We start from the raw sequence: 20,991 nt of genomic DNA, 5'->3' as shown, positions 1-20,991 counted from the left end.
GACATGTTCCGCAATCCGACGCTCAGCTTCTATTTCGCCCGACGCTTCGCCAAGACCGCGCTGATCATCTTCATCGTCGTCTTCGTGCTGATGGCCTTCATCGACTATCTCGAGCTGGCGCGCCGCGCCGCGCGGCGCGAGGGCTTCGATGCCTTCCTCTATCTCCTCGTCTCGCTCGCGCGCGTTCCCAACGTCATCGAACGAGCCCTGCCCTTCACCATCCTGTTCGCCTCGATGGCGAGCTTCGTGATGGCGAATCGGCAGCTGGAGCTGGTGGTGGCGCGCGCGGCCGGCGTCTCGGCCTGGCAGTTCCTGCTGCCGGCCGGCCTGGTCGCCGTGATGATCGGTGTGTTCGCGACCACCGTGTTCAATCCGATATCCACAGAGTTGAAGGAGCGATCGATCCTGCTCGGCAACCAGCTGGCGCAGGAGCGAACGCGAATCGAGGCCTCGAAGCTCGAAGCGAGCAAGACGGCCGAACCGGAGCCGGAGGCGACGCCGGGATCCGCCGGCGAGGTCGTCCCCTCGGCCGAATCATCCGACTGGCCCGTCTGGATGCGACAGACGGGGCGCGAGGGCTCCTCGATCATCGGCGCGCGGCAGAGCCTCAACCGCGGTCTTTCGCTCGTCGACGCCTCGGCATTCGTGTTCAAATCGAACGGTTCCCTGGCCCGTCGGATCGATGCATCCACAGCTGATTTCGAGGACGGCGACTGGGTGTTCCGCAACGCTACGATCCTGCAGGCAGGCAGCCGTCCGGAGCCGGTCGCGGAGTTTCGTCTGCCGACCGATCTGAATGCAAATCAGGTCAGCCAGAGGCTGGCGGACCCTGAGACCGTGTCGTTCTGGTCTTTGCCTCAACTTGTTGAAATTTCAAAGAAATCGGCTGTTCCGAGTGACGCGTATGAAATGCAGTTCCAATCCCTGCTGGCGCAGCCGCTGCTGTTCCTCGCCATGGTTTTCGTGGCCGCGACCGTGTCCCTCCGGTTCTCCCGTTCGCGCGATCTCGGGCAGGTGATTTTGACTGGTGTCGCGGTAGGCTTCGTGCTTTATGTGGTCACGGAATTGGCTAGGGGTTTGGGGAGGAGCGGCGTCGTGTCACCGATGATTGCCGCTTGGACTCCCGCTGCCATCGCCATCTTGTTAAGTGTCACAGTGCTTCTTCATCGGGAGGACGGATGATGTTTGTTTCCGCTCCTCTCCCGAGGCACGGTTACGTCGCGCGTTTGGCGCGTGGGCTCGGCATTTTCGTCATCGCGGCGACGCTCGGCCTCGGAACCGCCCTCCCCGACACGGCGCTGGCGCAATCGAATCCCGGCACGCTCGGCTTCGGTCTCGACACGCTGCCCAAGCCGTCCGGCAGCGGGCAGATGGTGCTCGAGTCCGACCAGCTCGTCTATGATTATGACCAGTCGGCGGTTTCGGCCGTCGGCGGGGTCAAGATCTATTACGACGGCTACACGCTCGAAGCCGACCGCGTCACCTACGACCAGAAGAACAAGAAGATGCGCGCCGAAGGGCGCGTGAAGATCGTCGACCGCACCGGCGCCACCGTGACCGCGGACACGATCGACATCACCGACGATTTCGCCACCGGCTTCGTCAATGCGCTCCGGCTCGACACGCCGACCCAGACGCATTTCGCGGCCGAGAAGGCGCTGCGCGACCAGGGCAAGACGACCACCTTCTACCGCGGCGTCTACACCGCCTGCGAACCCTGCCGCGAGAAGCCCCAGAAGGCGCCGATCTGGCAGGTGAAGGCCGCCCGGATCATCGTCGATCACAACGAGCACATGGTCTATTTCAAGCGCGCCTCGCTTGAATTCCTGGGCATGCCGATCGCCTATTTCCCGGCCTTCTCGGCGCCCGATCCGACCGTCAAGCGCAAGAGCGGCTTCCTGTTCCCGTCCGCCGGCTACAAGAAGACGCTCGGCGCCTTCCTGCAGACGCCGTATTTCTGGGCGCTGGCGCCGAACTACGACCTGACGCTGGCTCCGGCCGTTTACACCAATCAGGGCTTCCTGCTGGACGTCGAATGGCGCCATCGGCTGGAGTACGGCCAGTATTCGTTGCGCATGGCCGGCATCAACCAGCTGAACCCGGACGACTTCATCGACGAAGGCACCCGCAATTCGGGCGTCAAGGACTGGCGCGGCGGCGTGAAGACCGCGGGCGAGTTCTACCTGAACCGCTACTGGACGGTCGGCTGGGACGCGACGTTCCTGAGCGACCGAACGTTCAGCCGCGACTACAGCCTGCTGTCGCCCAACACCGACATCAATGTCTCGACCGTCCACCTGACGGGCATCAGCGAGCGTAACTATTTCAATGCGAGCGCGCTCTATTTCCAGGTGCTGACGAACGACTCGGACATCAAGTACGACCAGGGCCGCCAGGCCGTCGTCCATCCGGTCATCGACCACAGCTACATCTTCGACGACTCGGTCCTGGGCGGTCAGCTGTCGCTCAAGTCGAACCTGACCAGCCTGTCGCGCGACGAGACGGACATCGTCAACGACCAGGGCAACGGCATCACGGTCGCGCAGGGCGTCACAAACGGCGTGCTCGACAGCAACGCGCACATCCTGGGCCTGTCGGGCAATTACAATCGCCTGAGCAGCCAGGCGACGTGGCAGCGCACGATGATCGGCCCGCTGGGCATGGTCTTCAAGCCGTTCGGCTATCTGCGCGGCGACGCGATCTACGCCAACCAGGACGACATCATCAACGGCCTGAACGACCAGGGCTCGTTCTTCCGCGGCATGCCTGCCGTCGGCATGGAATGGCGCTGGCCGATCATGGCCGCTGGCCTCTCCTCCAGCTTCCTGTTCGAGCCGGTCGCGCAGATGATCGTGCGTCCGAACGAGCCGATGGCCGGCAGGCTGCCGAATGAAGACGCGCAGAGCCTCGTCTTCGACGATTCGAGCCTGTTCGACTGGGACAAGTTCTCCGGCTACGACCGCATCGAAGGCGGCACCCGCGTCAATGTGGGCTTCCGCTACCTCGCCAATGTCGGCTCCGTCGCCACGGTGCAGGGCGTCATCGGCCAGTCCTACCAGGTGGCGGGTCTCAACTCCTTCGCCGTCGAGGATCTGACCGCGACGGGCGCCGTCTCCGGCCTCGAGACCAACGTCTCCGACGTCGTCGCCGGCGTCACGCTCGACACGGGCTATGGCTACTTCCTGACGGCCCGCGGCCGCTTCGACGAAGCCAATCTCGACGTCAACCGCGCCGAGGTCACCGCGACCGGCAAGTTCGGCGACGTGACCGCGTCGGCATCCTACCTGTTCTTGCGCGAGCAGCCGGCGATCGGCAACGACGCCCGCACCGACACGATCAGCGCGCGTGCCTCGTGGCAGATGACGGAGACGTGGCGCTTGTTCGGTTCGGTCGCCTGGGACATCGAGAACACCCAGCTGGCGTCCAGCGGCATCGGCATCGCCTATGACGACGAGTGCACGACTTTCTCGATCGCCTACAGCGAGATCCGCGACGACTACACGGATCTGCAGACGTCGAAGCAGCTGATGGTTCGGCTCGAACTCCGGACGCTCGGCGGCACGAAGCTGCGCAGCAATGTCGGCGAACTGTCGAGCAGCAGCAATTGATCTTCATGCTTTCGCCGGATTTGCAGGGTCTACCCGTTCGAAACACACGCCGTCGTGGCGGCAGGTCGGTTCGGTGCGCCGAGACGCCGGCAACTCGCCGCATCTGACAGGATTCGGATCCATCGCCATGCGTATTCGCCTGAAGTCACTCTGCCTTCCCGCTCTCGCCATCGGTCTCTGCCTCGGCAGCGTCGGCGTTCCGGCGAGCGCCTTCGCCCAGTCGACGGTCCGCGCCACCGTCAACGACCAGGCGATCACGTCCTATGACGTTTCGCAGCGCGTGAAGCTGATGACGCTCTTCCACCAGGCCACCGGTGACAAGAAGGCGCTGGAGGAGCTGATCGACGAATCGCTGCTGGACCAGGTCGCGAAGCGTCGCAACATGGGCCCGACCGACGCCATGGTTGAGGAGCGCTTCAACGGCATCGCCAAGCAGGTCAAGCTGCCGCCGGCGCAGTTCGTCAAGGCGCTCGGCTCGCAGGGCGTGCAGGCCGATTCGCTCCGCCGCTTCCTGCGCGCGCAGATTACCGGCGCCATGGTGATCCAGGCGCGCGCCCGCAGCACCAAGGTCAGCGAAGCCGACGTGCAGGCGCAGATCGAGAAGGAAGGCATCCAGACCGAGACGGCGACGATTCGCGAGTTCAAGCTCCAGCAGATCGTCTTCGTCGTGCCGAAGGGCTCCTCGCCCGGTCTGGTCGGCCAGCGCCAGCGCGAGGCGGAATCCTTCCGCTCCCGCTTCAGCGGCTGCGGCAACAGCCTGGCCCAGGCCAAGGCGCTGAAGGGCGTCGTCGTGCTCGACATGGGCCGCCGCGACACCACGCAGGTCCAGGGCGCGGCCGGCGAAGCGCTGAAGACGACGCCCGTCGGCGGCACGCTGAAGCCGGAAGTGACGGAGCGCGGCGTCGAGATCATCGCCGTCTGCGAAGCCAAGGACATCCGCAGCACCGCCGGCGTTCGTGCCGAGATCGAAGAGAAGCTCGCCAGCGAGCAGAACAAGAATCTCGGCAAGGAGTTCGTCGCCGAGCTCCGCAAGAACGCCAAGATTTCCTATAAGTAACGCATGATGGCGGAGCTCGAGCCCTTCAGGCCGCTGGCGCTGACGATGGGAGAGCCGGCCGGTATCGGGCCGGACGTGACGCTCGCCGTCTGGCGCGAGCGGCGCGAACGGAAGCTGCCGGCCTTCTACGTGCTGGCGGATCCGGAAGCGCTCCGCACCCGCGCCGCCCTGCTCGGCCTAGACATCCCGATCGAGACCATCCATGCGTCGGAGGCGGTCGACGCCTTCGACCGGTTCCTGCCGGTGGTGCCGCTCGAATCGGCGTCCCAGGCTTCGCCCGGCCGGCCGGATCCGGCGGCGGCGCGCGGCGTCATCGAGGCGATCGCGCGCGGCGTCGGCGACGTGCGGGCGGGACTTGCCTCGGCGCTCGTCACCAATCCGATCAACAAGAAGGCGCTGTTCGACGCCGGCTTCCAGCATCCGGGCCATACCGAGTTCCTCGGCATGCTGTCGGCCGCCTGGAGCGGCTCGCCGGCCCATCCGGTTATGATGCTCGCTGGACCCGGGCTGCGCGCGGTACCCGCCACCATCCATGTGCCGATCTCAGCGGTTCCCGAGCTGCTGACGGAGCAGATGCTGATCCGCACCGGACGCACCATCGACCACGACATGCGCCGGCGCTTCGGCATGCCGAACCCGCGCATCGCCGTCGCCGGGCTCAATCCGCATGCCGGCGAAGGCGGCGTGATGGGCACCGAGGACGACGCCGTCATCCGCCCGGCGGTCGCGGCTCTGCGCGACGAGGGCATCAACGCCTTCGGACCGCTCGCTCCCGACACGATGTTCCATGCCGAGGCGCGCGCCCGCTATGACGTCGCGCTCTGCATGTATCACGACCAGGCGCTGATCCCGACCAAGACGATCGCCTTCTCCGAGACGGTCAACGTCACGCTCGGCCTGCCCTTCGTACGTACCTCGCCCGACCACGGAACCGCCTTCGACATCGCCGGCACCGGCAAGGCGGATATCTCCAGCCTCGCCGCCGCGCTTCGGCTCGCCGACGAGCTGGCGCGCCACGAGGCGGAATACCGCCAGCGCGAGCTCGCTACGTGACGGCCCAGGACGGGCTTCCGCCGCTTCGCGACGTCATCGCCACCCATGGCCTGCAGGCCATGAAGGCGCTCGGCCAGAACTTCCTGCTCGATTTGAACCTGACCGGCCGCATCGCGCGCGCCGCCGGGCCGCTCGCCGACGTCACGGTGATCGAGGTCGGCCCCGGCCCCGGCGGCCTGACCCGGGCGCTGCTCGCCGAGGGCGCCAAGAAGGTCGTCGCCATCGAGCGCGACCGTCGCTGCCTCGATGCGCTGGCCGAGATCGCCGCCCACTATCCGGGCCGCCTCGAGGTGATCGAAGGCGACGCGATGCAGGTCGACATGTCGAAGCTCGCGACGGGGCGCGTGCGGATCGCCGCCAACCTGCCCTACAACATCGCGACGCCGCTGCTGCTCGGCTGGCTGCAGAGCGAGCCCTGGCCGCCCTTCTACGAGAAGATGACGCTGATGTTCCAGCGCGAGGTGGCCGAGCGGATCGTCGCCACCAATGCCGACGACGCCTATGGCCGGCTCGGCGTGATGTGCGGCTGGCGCAGCGAGGCGCGCATCCTGTTCGACATCTCGCCCAAGGCATTCACGCCGCCGCCGAAGGTGGTGTCGTCGGTCGTGGAACTCGTGCCGCGTCAGGCGCCCCTCGCCTGCGAGCGCGCCAAGCTGGAGCGCGTCACGGCCGCCGCCTTCGGCCAGCGCCGCAAGATGCTGCGCCAGAGCCTGAAGAGCCTCGGCACCGACCCGCTGCCGCTGCTGGCCGCCGCCGGTATCGTCGAGACGGCGCGCGCCGAAGAGATCGACGTCGCCGGCTTCGTCCGTCTGGCCAACGCGCTGCCATAGACCACACGCCATCAGCCCCCTCGCCCGCTTGCGGGAGAGGGATGGGGTGAGGGTTCTTCCGATCGGATTTCCGTTGGTCACGAGGCAGCTAGAGCAAGCCCCTCACCCAACCCTCTCCCGCGAGCGGGAGAGGGCCAAGGCCCACCTCACTCCTGTTGCAGCAAATCCTCGACGAAGCCTTCCAGCCAGGTCGTGCGGGCGCGGCGCATGCGCTCGGCGTAGAGGATGGCCTGCGCCTTTTCGAGCGAGGACTGCAGGTCCTTGTTGATCAGAACATAGTCGTAGTCGCGCCAGTGCAGGATCTCGGAGCGCGCATTGGCGAGGCGCTTGGCGATGACGTCGGGCGCATCCTCGGCCCGGCGCACGAGGCGCGATGCCAGCTCGGTCATGGACGGCGGCAGCACGAAGATGCGCACGAGATCCTCGGGCATCGCCTTCGCCACCTGGTCGGCGCCCTGCCAGTCGATGTCGAACAGCACGTCCTTGCCGGAAGTCAGCCAGTCCTCGACCGGCGCGCGCGGCGTGCCGTAGCAATTGCCGTGCACCTCGGCCCATTCCAGCAGCTCGCCGGTATCGCGCAGCTTGTTGAAGGTCGGCTGGTCGATGAAATGGTAGTGAACGCCGTCGATCTCGCTCGGGCGGCGGGCGCGCGTCGTCACCGACACGGAGAGGACGATATCCTTGTCCTCCGCCATCAGATGACGGGCGATGGTCGACTTGCCCGCGCCCGACGGCGAGGACAGAACCAGCATCAGGCCACGCCGCGAGGGTGAATTTCCGGCAACTGACATTCGGGACTTCCTATTCGAGATTCTGGACCTGCTCGCGCAGCTGGTCGACGGCGGCCTTCAGATCGAGGCCGATCGCCGTCAGGGAGCGATCATTCGCCTTGGCGCAGAGCGTGTTGGTTTCGCGATTGAATTCCTGGGCGAGGAAATCGAGCTTGCGGCCGACGGCGCCGCCCTCGGCGAGCAGCGCCCGGGCGGCGGCGACATGCGCCGTCAGCCGGTCGAGCTCCTCGCGGATATCGGCCTTGGTCGCCAGCAGAACGGCTTCCTGGTGCAGCCGGTCGGGGTCGAGCGAATTCGACGCCTCGAGCAGGGCGGCGACCTGTTCGGCCAGCCGCTTCTTGATCGCCTCGGTGGTGCGCGCCGGCGCCGTCTCGGCGGCGTTCTTCAGGCGCTCGATCTCGTCCATGCGCGCGGAGAGAATGGCGCCGATCGCGGCGCCCTCGCGGTCGCGCGCCGTCACCAGCTCGGCGAGCGCCGTATCGAGATCGGCCAGCAGGTCGGCGGTAAGGGCTGCGGCGGCGTCAGGATCGTCCTCGGCCTCGACGGTCTCCAGCACGCCGCGGATCGACAGCAGGCCATCCAGCGTCGGCGGCGCGGCATCGACCTGCGCGCCGACCCGGCGGACGAGATCCAGCACCTGCTCGAGCAGCGCCTCGTTGACGCGCAGCGCCGAGGCGCTCGTCTCGCGCTGCAGGCTGAGGCCGATCTGGAGGCTGCCGCGCTGCGCGGCCTTGCCGACGCGCTCGCGGACCGGCTGATCGAGATGGTCGAAGCCGGGCGGCAGGCGCAGCCGGATGTCGAGCCCCTTGCCGTTGACGCTGCGGAGCTCCCACGTCCAGCGATAGCCCCGTCCCGCGCCCGCGGCCCGGGCAAAGCCGGTCATGCTCGTCAATGCCATGAAGTTTCCCCGGCCTTGGTCTATCAGGGCTGGCCCGCCCGCGTGAAGCGGCGACAGTAATCCGCGTGCCAAGGCCGCTCAAGGGCAAGGCGGCGGATATCCGTCGATCCAATCCCGAGACTGTCTTGAATCTCGGCTAATATCCGGACGAACCGGGCCGTTCGGCTCCACCACCGCCAGACCCAGGCCGCCGCGCCTGCCGGGGATACCCATGCAATCGATTCTGAAGCTTTCCCTCATCTCCCGATACAGCGCCTTCGCGCTCTGCATCCTGGCCGCGCTACTCATACCGCTGATCCCCATGGACCGGACGCTGAGCCTCCTGCTGACGATGATCTTCGCGGCCCTGAGCGTGCTGGGCGTCTGGGACCTCGTTCAGCAGCGCCATGCGATCACGCGCAACTATCCGGTGATCGGCCACATGCGCTTCCTGGTCGAATCCGTGCGGCCGGAGCTCCGGCAGTATCTGTTCGAATCCGATTCCGACAAGCTTCCCTTCTCCCGGGCCGAGCGTTCGCTTGTCTATCAGCGCGCCAAGAACGAGCCGGATCAGCGCCCCTTCGGCACCCTGCTCGACACCTATGCCAACGGCTACGAGTTCATCGGCCATTCGATGCGGCCGGCGCCGCTGCAGGATCCCGAGAGCTTCCGCATTACCATCGGCAACGAGCAGTGCACCAAGCCCTATTCCGGCTCGGTGCTGAACGTCTCGGCGATGAGCTTCGGCGCCCTTTCCAGCCACGCCATCATGGCGCTGAACCGGGGCGCCAAGCTCGGCGGCTTCGCGCAGGATACAGGCGAAGGCTCGATCAGCCCCTATCACCGCCGCTATGGCGGCGACCTCGTCTGGCAGATCGCCTCCGGCTATTTCGGCTGCCGCAATCCGGACGGCACCTTCTCGCCCGAGAAGTTCGCGATCCAGGCCGCCAGCGACCAGGTCAAGATGATCGAGGTGAAACTCAGCCAGGGCGCGAAACCCGGCCATGGCGGCATCCTGCCGGCCAACAAGGTCAGCCCCGAGATCGCCGAGACGCGCGGCATTCCCGTCGGCATGGAATGCGTCTCGCCCGCCTCGCATTCCGCCTTTGCGACGCCGACCGAGATGATGCAGTTCGTGGCGCAGCTCCGCCAGCTCTCCGGCGGCAAGCCCGTCGGCTTCAAGCTCGCCATCGGCCAGCCCTGGGAGTTCATGGCGATCGTCAAGGCGATGCTGACGACCGGCATCGTGCCTGATTTCATCGTCATCGACGGCGCCGAGGGCGGCACCGGCGCCGCGCCAGTCGAGCTCACCGACCATGTCGGCGTGCCGATGCGCGAGGCGCTGCTGCTCGTCCACAACACGCTGGTCGGAACCGGATTGCGTCAAAAGATCCGGATCGGCGTCGCCGGCAAGCTCGTCTCTGCCTTCGACATCGCGTCGGTGCTGGCGATCGGCGCCGATTGGGTGAACTCGGCGCGCGGCTTCATGTTCGCCATCGGCTGCATCCAGTCGCAGAGCTGCCACACCAACAAGTGCCCGACCGGCGTCGCGACGCAGGACGCGCTGCGCCAGCGCGCCCTCGTCGTGCCGGACAAGGCGGAGCGGGTGGCGAACTTCCATCGCAATTCGCTGCATGCGCTGGCCGAGCTGCTGGCGACGGCAGGGCTCGAACACCCGTCGGACCTGAAGCCGCACCATCTGGCGCGGCGCGTCAGCGCCAACGAGATCCGGCTCTATTCCCAGCTCTTCCCCTATCTGGCGCCGGGCGAGCTGCTCGGCGACGACAGCCCGCATCCGTTCTATCGCCAGGCCTGGGCGCTCGCCTCGGCCGAAAGCTTTGCCATTACCGGCGAACTGCGCCGGGCAAGCTGAGGCGGGACAACCTGACCTTGACGGAAGGTGCGTCCTTCCTCCAAAAACCTGGACCGGCCGTCACGGCCGGTTCACGGGGGAACGTCGGCGGATATCTCGCCCCTGCTCCGTGAGCGCAAGGCTCCATGGCGAGCCGGCAGACCTGCCGGCCGCCCTCTCTCCGACAGGAACCCTTTCATGAGCAAACGCCATGCCGGCTCGTGCCTCTGCGGCGAGGTCCGCTTCGAGGTTGACGGCGACTTCCAGAGCTTCTTCCTGTGCCACTGCTCGCGCTGCCGGAAGGACACCGGATCGGCCCACGCCGCGAACCTGTTCTCGACGACGGCGCGGCTCACCTGGCTCTCGGGCGAGCCCAAGGTGCGGACCTTCCGGCTGCCGTCGACGCGGCACCAGAGGAGCTTCTGCTCGGATTGCGGCTCGGCGCTTCCGGGCCTGCAGATGAACGGCGCGTTATTGGCCGTGCCGGCGGGAAGCCTCGACAGCGCGATCGAGATCCGGCCGAACGCGCATATCCTCGTCGCCGACCGCGCCGAATGGGACGACCATCTGGAAGACGTCCCCCGCTGCGACGGCCTGCCCGGCTGACCCACTTGCCGTGGAGAGCCGGCCGCGCCGCCGCCCTCAGCGACGACTAGCGGCTGCGGGAAGGTCTCCTTCCTTCACCTCTCCCTGAGGGAGAGGTCGACGGCCAAAGGCCGGCGGGTGAGGGTTTACGGCCTCACCGGAGAGTTCCCTAAACCCGCACCCGGAGCTTCGCTCCGACCTCTCCCTCAGGGAGAGGTGAAGGGCAACACCGCTCTCATCGCGCAGACAAACCGTGCCCCCTCCGCCGTCATCCCGGCGAAGGCCGGGATCCAGACGCACAGGCCTGCGGCCGATAGGCTGGGCCGGGCTTTCCTGGCCGGTGTTCATGGGCCCCGGCCTTCGCCGGGGCGACGGTGCCCTGTGAGCAGCATGGTGACCTTCAGGGTTCCGCAATAGTCTCCCCAGAGAGAGGTGAAGGCCAGCCCTACGGCTTCGGTGCCGGCTTCGGCGCGTCGTCGACCGGCGCATCCGCATCGTCTTCCGCATCGCCCGGGCCGGCGCTCTGGTCGGCCGCCGAGGCGTCGCCCTTGGCCTTCTGCTCAGCCAGCCACTTGCGATAGCGCGCCACGTTCTTGCGGTGCTCGGCATAGCTCTCGGCGAAGGCGTGACCACCGGTGCCGTCGGCGACGAAGTAGAGATCCTTGGTGCGCGACGGATTGGCGGCGGCGGCGAGCGCGGCCTTGCCCGGATTGGCGATCGGCCCCTTGGGCAGGCCGGCGATCTTGTAGGTGTTGTAGTCGTTGACGGCGTCGAGATCGGAGCGACGGATCGGCGTGCCGGAAGGCAGGCCCGAGCCGCCATAGATGCCGTAGATCACCGTCGGATCCGACTGCAGGCGCATGTTCTTCTGGAGCCGGTTGATGAACACGGCCGCCACGCGGCTGCGCTCGTCGGCGATGCCGGTTTCCTTCTCGACGATCGAAGCGAGCGTGATCAGCTCCTCCTGCGTCTCGATCGGCAGGTTCTTGTCGCGGCTGTTCCAGACCGCGGTCATCACCCGGTCGCGCTCGCGCAGCATGCGATCGATGATGTTCTGGCGGCTGTCGCCGCGCGAATAGCGATAGGTATCGGGGAGAAGCGTTCCCTCAGGCGGGATATCGCTGATCTCGCCGACCAGGACCGGATCGGCATTGAGGCGATCGACGATCTGCTTGCTGGTGAGGCCTTCGGGAATGGAGACCTGGTAGAGGATCGCCTTGCCGTCGACCAGCGTGTTCATGATCTCGCGCATGCTGGAGCGCGGCGCGATCAGATAGTCGCCGGACTTCAAATCGTCCTGCAGGCGATAGGCCCGCACGCCGGCGATGAAGATCCATTTCGACGAGATCAAGCCGCGTTCATGCAGCTCCTCGGCGATCGCGCGCAGGCCAGAGCCGCGCTGGATCGAGACCGTCCGCGGCTGGTCGAAATGGCTCGCCTGCTCGAAGCGGAGCTTGCCGAAGAAGAAAAGACCCACCGTGCCGAGCACGCCCACGACCAGAATGGTCATGGCGAAATTCATGATGATGACGACGGGGTGGCGCGCCTGCTGCGAGCGCGGCGGCGGGGGCGGCACGCGCTCCGGACGAAGCGCGTCGCCGGGGCTGCGCGGATTGATGCGATTTCCGAATTCGGACGACCGGGCGTCACCGGGTTCGCCGGCATTATTGTCCTTGGCGCCCGGTTGATTCGTGTCGTTCATCGCATCCTACTTTTCACCCTGCCGACACCCGGGAAGTCCCGGATGCCGAGAGGCGACTGTATGGAGGATTATGGCGAAAGCGCGAAGCCGCGCTCTCAATCGACGTGACGACGGAAGACCAGCGACGCATTCGTGCCGCCGAACCCGAAGGAATTCGAGAGCGCGACGTCGATCTTGCGCTTGCGGGCCACCTTGGGGACCAGATCGAGCGCCGTCTCGACGGACGGATTGTCGAGATTGATCGTCGGCGGCGCGACGTTGTCGCGAATGGCGAGCAACGAATAGATCGCCTCGACGGCGCCGGCGGCGCCGAGCAGATGGCCCGTGGCCGACTTGGTCGAGGACATCGAGATCGACGAGGCGGCGTCACCGACGACGCGCTCGACGGCCTTCAGCTCGATGCCGTCGGCCATCGTCGACGTGCCGTGCGCGTTGACATAGTCGATGTCGGAAGGCTGGAGACCGGCGCGCTTCAGCGCGGCGACCATGCAGCGATAGGCGCCGTCGCCGTCCTCGGACGGCGCGGTGATGTGATAGGCGTCGCCGGACATGCCGTAGCCGATCACTTCGCCGTAGATCTTGGCGCCGCGGGCAATGGCATGCTCGCGCTCCTCGAGCACGACGATGCCCGAGCCCTCGCCCATGACGAAGCCGTCGCGGTCGCGGTCATACGGACGCGAGGCCTCTTCCGGGCGGTCGTTGAAGTTCGTCGCCAGCGCCTTGCAGGCGGCGAAGCCGGCCAGCGCGATGCGCGAGACCGAGCCCTCGGTGCCGCCGGCGATCATGACGTCGGCATCGTCGAGCGCGATCAGGCGGGCCGCGTCGCCGATCGCATGCGATCCGGTCGAGCAGGCCGTGACGACGGAATGATTCGGTCCCTTGAAGCCGTAGCGGATCGAGACCTGGCCGGAGGCGAGGTTGATCAGGCGGCCGGGGATGAAGAAGGGGCTGATGCGGCGGGGGCCCTTGTCGCGCAGCGTGAAGCCGGCCTCGACAATGCCCTGGATGCCGCCGATGCCGGAGCCGATCAGCACGCCGGTGCGGATCTGGTCCTCGTAGGCGGTGGGCAGCCAGCCCGAATCATGCACGGCCTGATCGGCGGCAGCCATCGCGTAGACGATGAAATCATCGACCTTGCGCTGGTCCTTCGGCTCCATCCAATCGTCCGGATTGTACTTGCCGTCGGCCTTGTCACCGTGCGGAATGAGACAGGCGATCTGAGCCGGCAGGTCATCGACCTGGAAGCTCGTGACCTTCTGGGCGCCGCTCTTGCTCGCAAGAATGTTGGCCCAGTTAGCGTCGACGCCGCAACCGAGCGGCGTCACCATACCCATGCCGGTTACAACGACTCGTCTCATACGCTTCCCCCGATCCGGACCCATGCGGGTCCGGCCGTTCTTTTCACTCGCTTGCAAAGATTGAACATCGGCGATTAGCCGGCGTTCTTCTCCAGGAAGCTCACTGCGTCGCCGACCGTCAGGATCGTCTCGGCTGCATCGTCGGGGATCTCAACGCCGAATTCTTCTTCGAACGCCATGACCAGCTCGACCGTGTCGAGGCTGTCAGCGCCGAGATCGTCGATGAAGCTCGCGCCCTCGGTCACCTTGTCGGCTTCGACGCCGAGATGCTCGATGACGATCTTCTTTACCCGATCAGCGATGTCGCTCATGTTTCAAAACCTCGATTGTTCTCTGTCTACTATTGCCGCGACTTCTCGCGCGCTGGAAACCCGGACGTATCGGCAATCCCCCGAAAACGCACCGCGATATCGTCACTAGTCTTCGGCGATCGTCAATCCACACCCGCTTCGCCGCAAAATCGACGAAGCCGCGGCAGTGATATTGCGCGGTCCTAACATAGTTTCAGAACCTTGACCAGCCGCAGCGAAGGGGCGTGACAACCCGCTCCCAGAGGAATGCGCAGATGCGAATTCCTCAATTAGATCATAGCCATACCACCATTGACGTGAAGGGTTTGACCGGTCACGTAGGCCGCCTCGTCAGAGGCCAGATAGACCACGGCGGCGGCGATGTCGTCGGCCGAGCCGAGACGCTTCGCCGGAACGCGCTCGAGCAGCGCGGCGCGAATCTTTTCGTTCAACGCATCGGTCATCGCCGTTTCGATGAAACCGGGCGCGACGCAGTTGACCGTGACGTTGCGGCTGGCGACTTCCTGGGCCAGCGACTTCGACATGGCGATCAGCGCCGCCTTGGAGGCGGTGTAGTTGCCCTGCCCCGCATTTCCGGTGACGGCGACGATCGAGGTCATCGAGATGATGCGGCCGGCGCGGCGGCGCATCATGCCGCGCAGCGCCGCGCGGGTCAGGCGGAAGGCGGACGTCAGGTTGACGTCGAGAACTTCCTGCCAGGCCTCGTCGGACAGGCGCGCGAACAGCATGTCGCGGGTGATGCCGGCGTTGTTGATCAGGATGTCGACCTCGCCCAGCGCCTCTTCGGCGCGCGGGATCAGGGTCTCGACTTCCTCGGCGACCGAGAGATTGCACGGCAGCACATGCACATTGGTGCCGAGCTCGGTCGCGAGCGCATCGAGCGCATCGCGCCGCGTGCCCGAGATCGCGACGGTCGCGCCCTGCTTGTGCAGGGCGAGGGCGATCGCCCGGCCGATGCCACCGCTCGCGCCGGTCACCAGCGCGCGCTTGCCGGTCAAATCGAACATGACGACTTCCTTCTGCTTTCCGTATTCCGGATCACTCAAACCAGCCGCTCGACGGCGGCGGCGACGTCATCCGACGTGCCGACATTCAGCGTCTGTGCCTCGGGTGCGATGCGCTTGGCAAGCCCCGAAAGCACCTTTCCGGCGCCAATCTCGGCAAAAAGGTCGACGCCGTTGGCGGCGAGCCAGCCGATCGATTCGCGCCAGCGCACCATGCCGGTGACCTGCTCGACGAGACGGGCGCGGATCTCGGTGGGATCGGAGATCGGCGCGGCCAGCACGTTGGCGACCAGCGGCACGGCCGGCGCGTGGATCGTCACCTTGGAAAGCGCATCCGCCATCACGTCGGCGGCCGGCTGCATCAGGCGGCAATGGAACGGCGCGCTCACGGGGAGCAGCAGCGCACGCTTGGCGCCCTTGGCCTTGGCGATGTCGAGCGCGCGCTCGACGGCGGCCTTGGCGCCGGAAATGACGACCTGGCCGGGACCGTTGTCGTTGGCGGCCTCGCAGACCTCGCCCTCTGCCGCTTCGTCCGCCACGGCTTTGGCCGTCTCGAAATCGAGGCCGAGCAGCGCCGCCATGGCGCCCTCGCCGACCGGCACGGCGGCCTGCATGGCGGTGCCGCGAATGCGCAGCAGCCGGGCGGCGTCGCCGATCGACAGGCTGCCGGCAGCGGCGAGCGCCGAATATTCGCCGAGCGAATGGCCGGCGACATAGGCGGCCTTGGAAACCTCGAAGCCCTGGGCCTCGAGCACGCGGAGCGCGGCGAGGCTGACCGCCATCAGGGCGGGCTGGGCGTTGGCGGTGAGCGTCAGCGTCTCGATCGGCCCGTCCCACATGACGGCCGAGAGCTTCTCGCCAAGCGCCGCGTCGACCTCGTCGAAGACGGCCCGGGCCTCGGCGAAATTGTCGGCGAGCGACTTGCCCATGCCGACGGCCTGGCTTCCCTGGCCGGGAAAGGTGAGAGCAATGGTCATGGCAGGCTCCGCACGAAATGTTTCAGCGCTGATGATCGCGTGTTCGGCGGCGGCTAATCCGCTGTAACGGCCGCGAAGTCAAGCCTCGCGCTAGGGAAGGCACGCAGCGACCGCCCCGAAACAGTGCTGTTTCGCTTCGCCGGCTCATGCCTCCGACGACGATGCGCAGGACCGGCGTCCTCCCCGGAAACGTTGCGACGGCCTGATGTTTCAGCCCTTCAAACGGAGCGGGCGCGCACCGCATCGGCACGCGCCCGCTTGTCCACCGTGAAATCCGCCGTTCAGGTCCGGCGAGGCGACCGGATGTTCGGCAGGAACGCCGTCAGCAGGCCGAGCAGCGGCAGGAAAGCGCAGATCTGGAAGACGAAGGTGATCGACGTCCAGTCCGCCAGCTCGCCGAGCGCCGCGGCGCCGATGCCGCCCATGCCGAAGGCGAAGCCGAAGAACAGGCCGGAGACGAGACCGACCTTCCCCGGCACCAGCTCCTGCGCATAGACGATGATCGCCGGGAAGGCGGAGGCCAGGATCGCGCCGATGACCATCGAGAAGGCACAGGTCCAGAACAGGTTGACGTGCGGCAGGAGCAGCGTGAAGGGCAGCACGCCGAGGATCGAGAACCAGATCACCGACTTGCGCCCGAAGCGGTCGCCGATCGGGCCGCCGGCGATGGTTCCCGCCGCCACCGCCGCCAGGAAGGCGAACAGGTAGAGCTGCGAATCCTTCACCGAAACGTCGAAGGTCTCGATCAGGTAGAAGGTGTAGTAGCTGGTCAGCGCCGCCATGTAGAAGAACTTCGAGAAGATCAGCACGGCGAGGATCAGGATCGACCGGACGACAACCTTGCGTGGCAGGGTCTGGACGACCGGCGGCGCGGCCACCTTCGCCCGCTCGCGCTGGTGATCGCGATACCAGAAGCCGACCCGCGTCAGGATCATCATGCCGGCGAGCGCGACGAGCGAGAACCAGGCGACGCTCGCCTGCCCCCGCGCCAGCACGATCAGCGCCGCCAGCAACGGCCCGATCGCCGAGCCGAAATTGCCGCCGACCTGGAACAGCGACTGCGCGAAGCCGTGCCTTCCGCCGGATGCCATGCGGGCGACGCGCGACGCCTCGGGATGGAAGATCGACGAGCCCATGCCGATCAGGGCGACGGCGAGCAGCAGCATCGGATAGCTGGTCGCGACCGACATCATCAGCAGGCCGCAGAGCGTCACGCCCATGCCGACTGCCAGCGAGAAGGGCTGCGGGCGCTTGTCCGTATAGATGCCGACCACCGGTTGCAGAATCGACGCCGTCAGCTGGAAGGCCAGCTGGATCAGACCGATCTGGCCGAAGCTCAGCGTGAACTCGTCCTTCAGGATCGGATAGATCGCCGGAATGACCGACTGCATGAGGTCGTTCAGCATGTGCGAGACGCTGATCGCGACCAGAATGCCGAGGGATGTCCGTTCGACGACGCCGCGCCCCGGCGACGCGGGCAAGGCTTGCGCGCTTTCGCTCACTTCCAAAGTCCTTGATTGAGAGACCAGAGGAAGGCGGGCTCGAAGGCGGCGGATTCCGGAGGTCGTATGGAGGATTTGCACTATGACCCCGGTAATTTGGAAAGTGAAGCGTAGAAAACGTGATGCTCGCATCACGCGAATTGATGGGTGCAAACGGGGCGCGAATGGCCCCATCCTGCGCATGGCTTTCCGCGCAGCCCTTTTCCCGCCGACTCCGCAACGTCATGTATCGAACATCCCGCATCGGGTAGGCTCAAGCGCGGCTTGACCGCTCCCGGCAGCTGGGGAAGAGGCGCGCGAGGAGACCCGCCGATGCAAGAGCTAGCAGGCAAGGAGAGCGAGCCGGCGGCGCGAATCGACGCCGCCTTCCGCAATGGATCGCTGACCGCGATCGGCATCATCGTCGGCTTCTCGCTCGGCTTCACGGCGCAGTGGGCGACGGACGCTTCCGCCTGGATGCCGTGGGACTACGTCGCGGCCATCGCGCTCGCGATCGGCATCGTGCTGCAGATCAAGGCGCTGGCCGAGATGCTCGAGGTCAACTCGCTCGAGATCCCCGTCTACCAGCGCGCGAAGAACCGCTTCATGGTCGGATTGCTGATCACGGCCTTCGGCGTCGCCATGATCATCGTCGTCAGCGCCCTCACGATCTGAGAGCGGCCGCGGGCGGCTGGCGATAGGCGAGCCAGGCCGGCAGCGCCGCCAGCACGGCCGAGACGCCAAGCAGCGCAAGGAGGAGCCAGAAATCGGAGCGCGCGAACTCGACCGGCAGCACGACGCCGTTCTCGCGGGTGAACCAGGCCGACAGGAATTGCGCGGCGCCATAGCCGAGCGCGCAGCCGGCGAGGATGCCGACGCCGACGAGCAGGAACAGTTCCGTCCAGACGATGCCGAACAGCGCCAGCCGGGGCGCACCCAGCGCCCGGAGCGCGCCGATCTGACGGCGGCGCTGGCTGACATGCATCACCGTCACCAGCGCGATCGCCGCCGCGACGAGCATCTGCGCGCCGATGGCGACGGCCGTCAGCACCGCCTTGGCGTCACCCAGCGTCGCATAGAGCGCCGTCAGCACCTCGCCCGGGAACACGGCCAGCGTCGGAGCGGCGCGGTACTGGGCGCGGAGCTTGTAGGCGTCGGCGAAGGTCTTCGGCTTGACGAGGATGGCGGGGACGCCGGGCGTCGCGTCGCTCCACGGACCGCCGAGCGCGACCGGCTTATCCGCATCGTGGTCGTGATCCGGCTCCGCCTCGCGCGCATGACCAGGCTCGTCGTGCCCCGCCTCCTCGTGACCCGCCTCCTCGTGGCCCTCTTCCTGATGGCCGGCGGCGTCATGGTCGTGATCGTGATCGTGGCCCGGCCCCATGCCGTGGATGCCCCAGACGGCTTCGATCGGCACCAGGATGGCGCGATCCCAGGGCGTGCCGGTCGGCGCCATGCGGCCGACGACGCGATAGGTGATTTCGGTGTGGGTGTGACCGCCCTCGCCCGCCATGCCGTGCATCGGCTTGACCTCCTGGCCGAGCGCCAGCGCGACGCTGGAACCGACGACCGCCTCCGGCTTGGCGGCGAAGGCGCGGCCCTCGGCTAGCCCGCCGCCGGCGCCGTCGATCAGCACCGTGGTGGTGCCGACGATCGGATACCCGCCGAAGGAATCGCCGAAGCCGACGGGCGCCGCCCAGCCGACGCGCGGATCCCCGGCGAGATCGTGCAGGATCTTGCCCGGCAGCAGCGGCAGAGGTGCTGCCTGCAGGAAGACCGAGGAGAGGACCAGCTGCGTCTCGCTGCCGGCGGCGCCGATGACGAGATCGAACTTGTCGGCCGCCCGCGCGCTGCCGAGGCGGAGCGCCCGCTCCTGCAGCGTCACCGCGATGCCGAGCGCGGTCGCCAGCGCAACCAGCAGGATGACGACCAGCGATCCCGCCCAGAGGCGGCGGAGATCGGCGAAGACGAAGCGAATCATGCGGCCAGATCTCCCTCGGCGGTGGAGGCGATCCGGCCGGCGGCGAGGCGGATGCGGCGATCCATCCGCTCGACCAGGCGCGGATCGTGCGAGACGACGAGGAGCGTCGTGCCCTCCTCGCGGGAGAGCTCGAGCAGCAGCTCCGCCACCGCGCCGCCGCTCTCGGCATCGAGGCTCGCCGTCGGCTCGTCGGCGATGAGCACGCCGGGCTTGCGCAGCAGGGCGCGGGCGACGGCGACGCGCTGCATCTCGCCGCGCGACATGGTGGTGACCTTCTGGTCGTGCCGGCCGAGCCCGACGCGGCGCATCAGGTCCCGCGCCCGGTCGATATGCGGGCCGACGCCGCGGGCGCGCAGGCGAACCGGCAGCAGCACGTTTTCCAGCGCCGAGAGGCCGGGAAAGAGGTGAAAATCCTGCATGACGAGGCCGACATTGCCGGCGCGCCACGCATCGCGGGCGCCCTCCGAGAGCCGGGCGATATCGGTGTCGCGCCAGCGCACGACACCCTTGGTCGCGCGCTCGAGCCCGGTCACGATATTGACCAGCGTGCTCTTGCCGGAGCCGGACGGCCCGGTGACGGCGACCCGTTCGCCGGGCGCGATCTGCAGAAGCGGGATCGAGAGGACGGGAACCGGCAGTCCGGCGAAGGAGACATCCAGGGCTTCGAGATGCAATCCGAGCATGGCGCGCGCCCCTAGATCGCGCGAAAGCTGGCGTCGCGCAGCCTGAGCAGGCTGACGAAGCCGGTTTCCGGATCGGTCCAGGATCCGAATTCCAGCTGGCCGCGCACCTCGATGACGGCGTTCGGCTGCACGAAGGTCTGCTTCTCGCCGAGATAGACGACGAGAATGTTGTCCGGCCAGTCGGCATCGGACGAACAGAACGGGCAGAGCGCCATCGGGATTTCGGTGAGCACGAAGAAGGCGGCCTCCGCCTTCAGCGGCGGCGCCATGAAGCCGCGCATGCTGACGGTCTGGCCGGCGAGCTGCTTCACCTTGTCGGAAAAGGTGAGGCCGAGCACGCCGACGGAGCCATAGAGCTCGTCGAAGGTAAGCGTCGGGACCGCCGCCAATGCGGGGCGCATTCCCGCCCCCACCAGCGCCGCAACGCCGCCAACCAGCGCCGCGCGTCGCGAAATCCGTATCAGCGTCATGACATCGTTCCTTCTGGTGAAAGGACCGGCTTCGCCCGGAAGAGCTGTGTCCCTCACCTCTCCCTGAGGAGATCTTTGCAGAACACCTGGGTCGCCATACGACCCACACCCTATCGGCAGGGCTCCGTCGCCCCGGCGGAGGCCGGGGCCCATAGACACCGGCCAAGAAAGCTTGGCCGAGCCTGTCGGCCATCGGCCGGTGTGTCTGGATCCCGGCCTTCGCCGGGATGACGGCGGTGGGTGGCAAGACCCCATCAGCACGATGACGGCGGTGTTGCGCGAAGGTCTCCTCAGGGAGAGGTGAAGGCAAGGAACTGCACGGACCGAGCCAAACTGGAGATGGCTTCGGGCGCGGGCGCCCGAAGCCTGTG

The 20,991-nt window shown here is 66.9% G+C and carries 19 protein-coding genes; 8 read left to right on the top strand and 11 right to left on the bottom strand.

Annotated elements, in window-relative coordinates; translation table 11 throughout:
- The first annotated feature begins 3 nt into the window (after positions 1 to 3).
- From AC6HZP_RS10160 to rsmA, 5 genes are all read left to right on the top strand, one after another.
- Complete coding sequence (locus AC6HZP_RS10160; protein WP_201403448.1) at positions 4 to 1,182, top strand: LptF/LptG family permease; 1,179 nt, start codon at positions 4 to 6, stop codon at positions 1,180 to 1,182.
- A gap of 44 nt (positions 1,183 to 1,226) precedes the next feature.
- The gene (locus tag AC6HZP_RS10155; RefSeq protein ID WP_497526458.1) at positions 1,227 to 3,608 is read left to right on the top strand and encodes an LPS-assembly protein LptD; all 2,382 of its coding nucleotides are present in this window, start codon (positions 1,227 to 1,229) and stop codon (positions 3,606 to 3,608) included.
- A gap of 127 nt (positions 3,609 to 3,735) precedes the next feature.
- Positions 3,736 to 4,665 (top strand): SurA N-terminal domain-containing protein, encoded by a 930-nt coding sequence (locus AC6HZP_RS10150; RefSeq protein ID WP_201403446.1) that lies wholly within the window; start codon positions 3,736 to 3,738, stop codon positions 4,663 to 4,665.
- Positions 4,666 to 4,671: 6 nt separating this feature from the next.
- On the top strand, positions 4,672 to 5,718 hold the full coding sequence (pdxA, locus tag AC6HZP_RS10145) for a 4-hydroxythreonine-4-phosphate dehydrogenase PdxA (RefSeq protein ID WP_497526776.1): 1,047 nt from the start codon (positions 4,672 to 4,674) through the stop codon (positions 5,716 to 5,718).
- A complete protein-coding gene (gene rsmA / locus AC6HZP_RS10140) occupies positions 5,715 to 6,548 on the top strand; it encodes a 16S rRNA (adenine(1518)-N(6)/adenine(1519)-N(6))-dimethyltransferase RsmA (RefSeq protein WP_497526457.1) in 834 nt (277 codons plus the stop codon). Before pdxA ends, rsmA begins: the two co-directional genes overlap by 4 nt.
- A gap of 146 nt (positions 6,549 to 6,694) precedes the next feature.
- Here rsmA and gmk read toward each other — a convergent pair whose 3' ends face one another.
- Positions 6,695 to 7,339 (bottom strand): guanylate kinase, encoded by a 645-nt coding sequence (gene gmk, locus AC6HZP_RS10135; RefSeq protein WP_201403444.1) that lies wholly within the window; start codon positions 7,337 to 7,339, stop codon positions 6,695 to 6,697.
- A gap of 10 nt (positions 7,340 to 7,349) precedes the next feature.
- Positions 7,350 to 8,237, bottom strand: coding sequence for a YicC/YloC family endoribonuclease (locus tag AC6HZP_RS10130; protein WP_497526456.1), 888 nt, complete (start codon positions 8,235 to 8,237; stop codon positions 7,350 to 7,352).
- Between the two features lie 211 nt (positions 8,238 to 8,448).
- Between AC6HZP_RS10130 and AC6HZP_RS10125 the strand changes: the two genes are divergently transcribed.
- The gene (locus AC6HZP_RS10125) at positions 8,449 to 10,089 is read left to right on the top strand and encodes an FMN-binding glutamate synthase family protein (RefSeq protein WP_497526455.1); all 1,641 of its coding nucleotides are present in this window, start codon (positions 8,449 to 8,451) and stop codon (positions 10,087 to 10,089) included.
- Positions 10,090 to 10,266: 177 nt separating this feature from the next.
- Entirely contained in the window at positions 10,267 to 10,674 is a 408-nt protein-coding gene (locus tag AC6HZP_RS10120) for a GFA family protein (protein WP_497526454.1), read from the top strand.
- Positions 10,675 to 11,098: 424 nt separating this feature from the next.
- On the opposite strand, the gene mltG is transcribed toward AC6HZP_RS10120, so the two are convergent.
- From mltG to AC6HZP_RS10090, 6 genes are all read right to left on the bottom strand, one after another.
- The gene (mltG, locus tag AC6HZP_RS10115) at positions 11,099 to 12,355 is read right to left on the bottom strand and encodes an endolytic transglycosylase MltG (protein WP_201403440.1); all 1,257 of its coding nucleotides are present in this window, start codon (positions 12,353 to 12,355) and stop codon (positions 11,099 to 11,101) included.
- Between the two features lie 95 nt (positions 12,356 to 12,450).
- Positions 12,451 to 13,713 (bottom strand): beta-ketoacyl-ACP synthase II, encoded by a 1,263-nt coding sequence (gene fabF, locus AC6HZP_RS10110; protein WP_497526453.1) that lies wholly within the window; start codon positions 13,711 to 13,713, stop codon positions 12,451 to 12,453.
- A 74-nt stretch (positions 13,714 to 13,787) separates the two neighbouring features.
- Positions 13,788 to 14,024, bottom strand: a complete 237-nt coding sequence (locus AC6HZP_RS10105) for an acyl carrier protein (RefSeq protein ID WP_104218330.1) — start codon at positions 14,022 to 14,024, stop codon at positions 13,788 to 13,790.
- Positions 14,025 to 14,293: 269 nt separating this feature from the next.
- Positions 14,294 to 15,031: a 3-oxoacyl-[acyl-carrier-protein] reductase gene (gene fabG / locus AC6HZP_RS10100; protein WP_497526452.1), complete on the bottom strand. Its 738-nt coding sequence runs from the start codon at positions 15,029 to 15,031 to the stop codon at positions 14,294 to 14,296.
- Between the two features lie 35 nt (positions 15,032 to 15,066).
- Positions 15,067 to 16,005 (bottom strand): ACP S-malonyltransferase, encoded by a 939-nt coding sequence (fabD, locus tag AC6HZP_RS10095; RefSeq protein WP_497526451.1) that lies wholly within the window; start codon positions 16,003 to 16,005, stop codon positions 15,067 to 15,069.
- Between the two features lie 281 nt (positions 16,006 to 16,286).
- Positions 16,287 to 17,507 (bottom strand): MFS transporter, encoded by a 1,221-nt coding sequence (locus AC6HZP_RS10090; protein WP_497526450.1) that lies wholly within the window; start codon positions 17,505 to 17,507, stop codon positions 16,287 to 16,289.
- A gap of 312 nt (positions 17,508 to 17,819) precedes the next feature.
- On the opposite strand from AC6HZP_RS10090, the gene AC6HZP_RS10085 reads away from it, so the two are divergent.
- Positions 17,820 to 18,161 (top strand): hypothetical protein, encoded by a 342-nt coding sequence (locus tag AC6HZP_RS10085; RefSeq protein ID WP_497526449.1) that lies wholly within the window; start codon positions 17,820 to 17,822, stop codon positions 18,159 to 18,161.
- Here AC6HZP_RS10085 and AC6HZP_RS10080 read toward each other — a convergent pair.
- From AC6HZP_RS10080 to AC6HZP_RS10070, 3 genes are read right to left on the bottom strand one after another with little or no spacing between them, the layout of a single operon-like run.
- Positions 18,151 to 19,467 (bottom strand): ABC transporter permease, encoded by a 1,317-nt coding sequence (locus tag AC6HZP_RS10080; protein ID WP_497526448.1) that lies wholly within the window; start codon positions 19,465 to 19,467, stop codon positions 18,151 to 18,153. The two genes, AC6HZP_RS10085 and AC6HZP_RS10080, sit on opposite strands and share 11 nt — an antisense overlap.
- Complete coding sequence (locus tag AC6HZP_RS10075; protein ID WP_497526447.1) at positions 19,464 to 20,150, bottom strand: ABC transporter ATP-binding protein; 687 nt, start codon at positions 20,148 to 20,150, stop codon at positions 19,464 to 19,466. Before AC6HZP_RS10075 ends, AC6HZP_RS10080 begins: the two co-directional genes overlap by 4 nt.
- A gap of 11 nt (positions 20,151 to 20,161) precedes the next feature.
- Positions 20,162 to 20,620, bottom strand: coding sequence for a hypothetical protein (locus AC6HZP_RS10070; protein ID WP_497526446.1), 459 nt, complete (start codon positions 20,618 to 20,620; stop codon positions 20,162 to 20,164).
- Positions 20,621 to 20,991 lie beyond the last annotated feature (371 nt).

The sequence above is a fragment of the Kaistia sp. SLG-1 genome, from assembly GCF_059699055.1.
The sequence above is the reverse complement of the archived record's forward strand: the minus strand, read 5'-3'. Positions and strand labels throughout refer to the sequence as shown.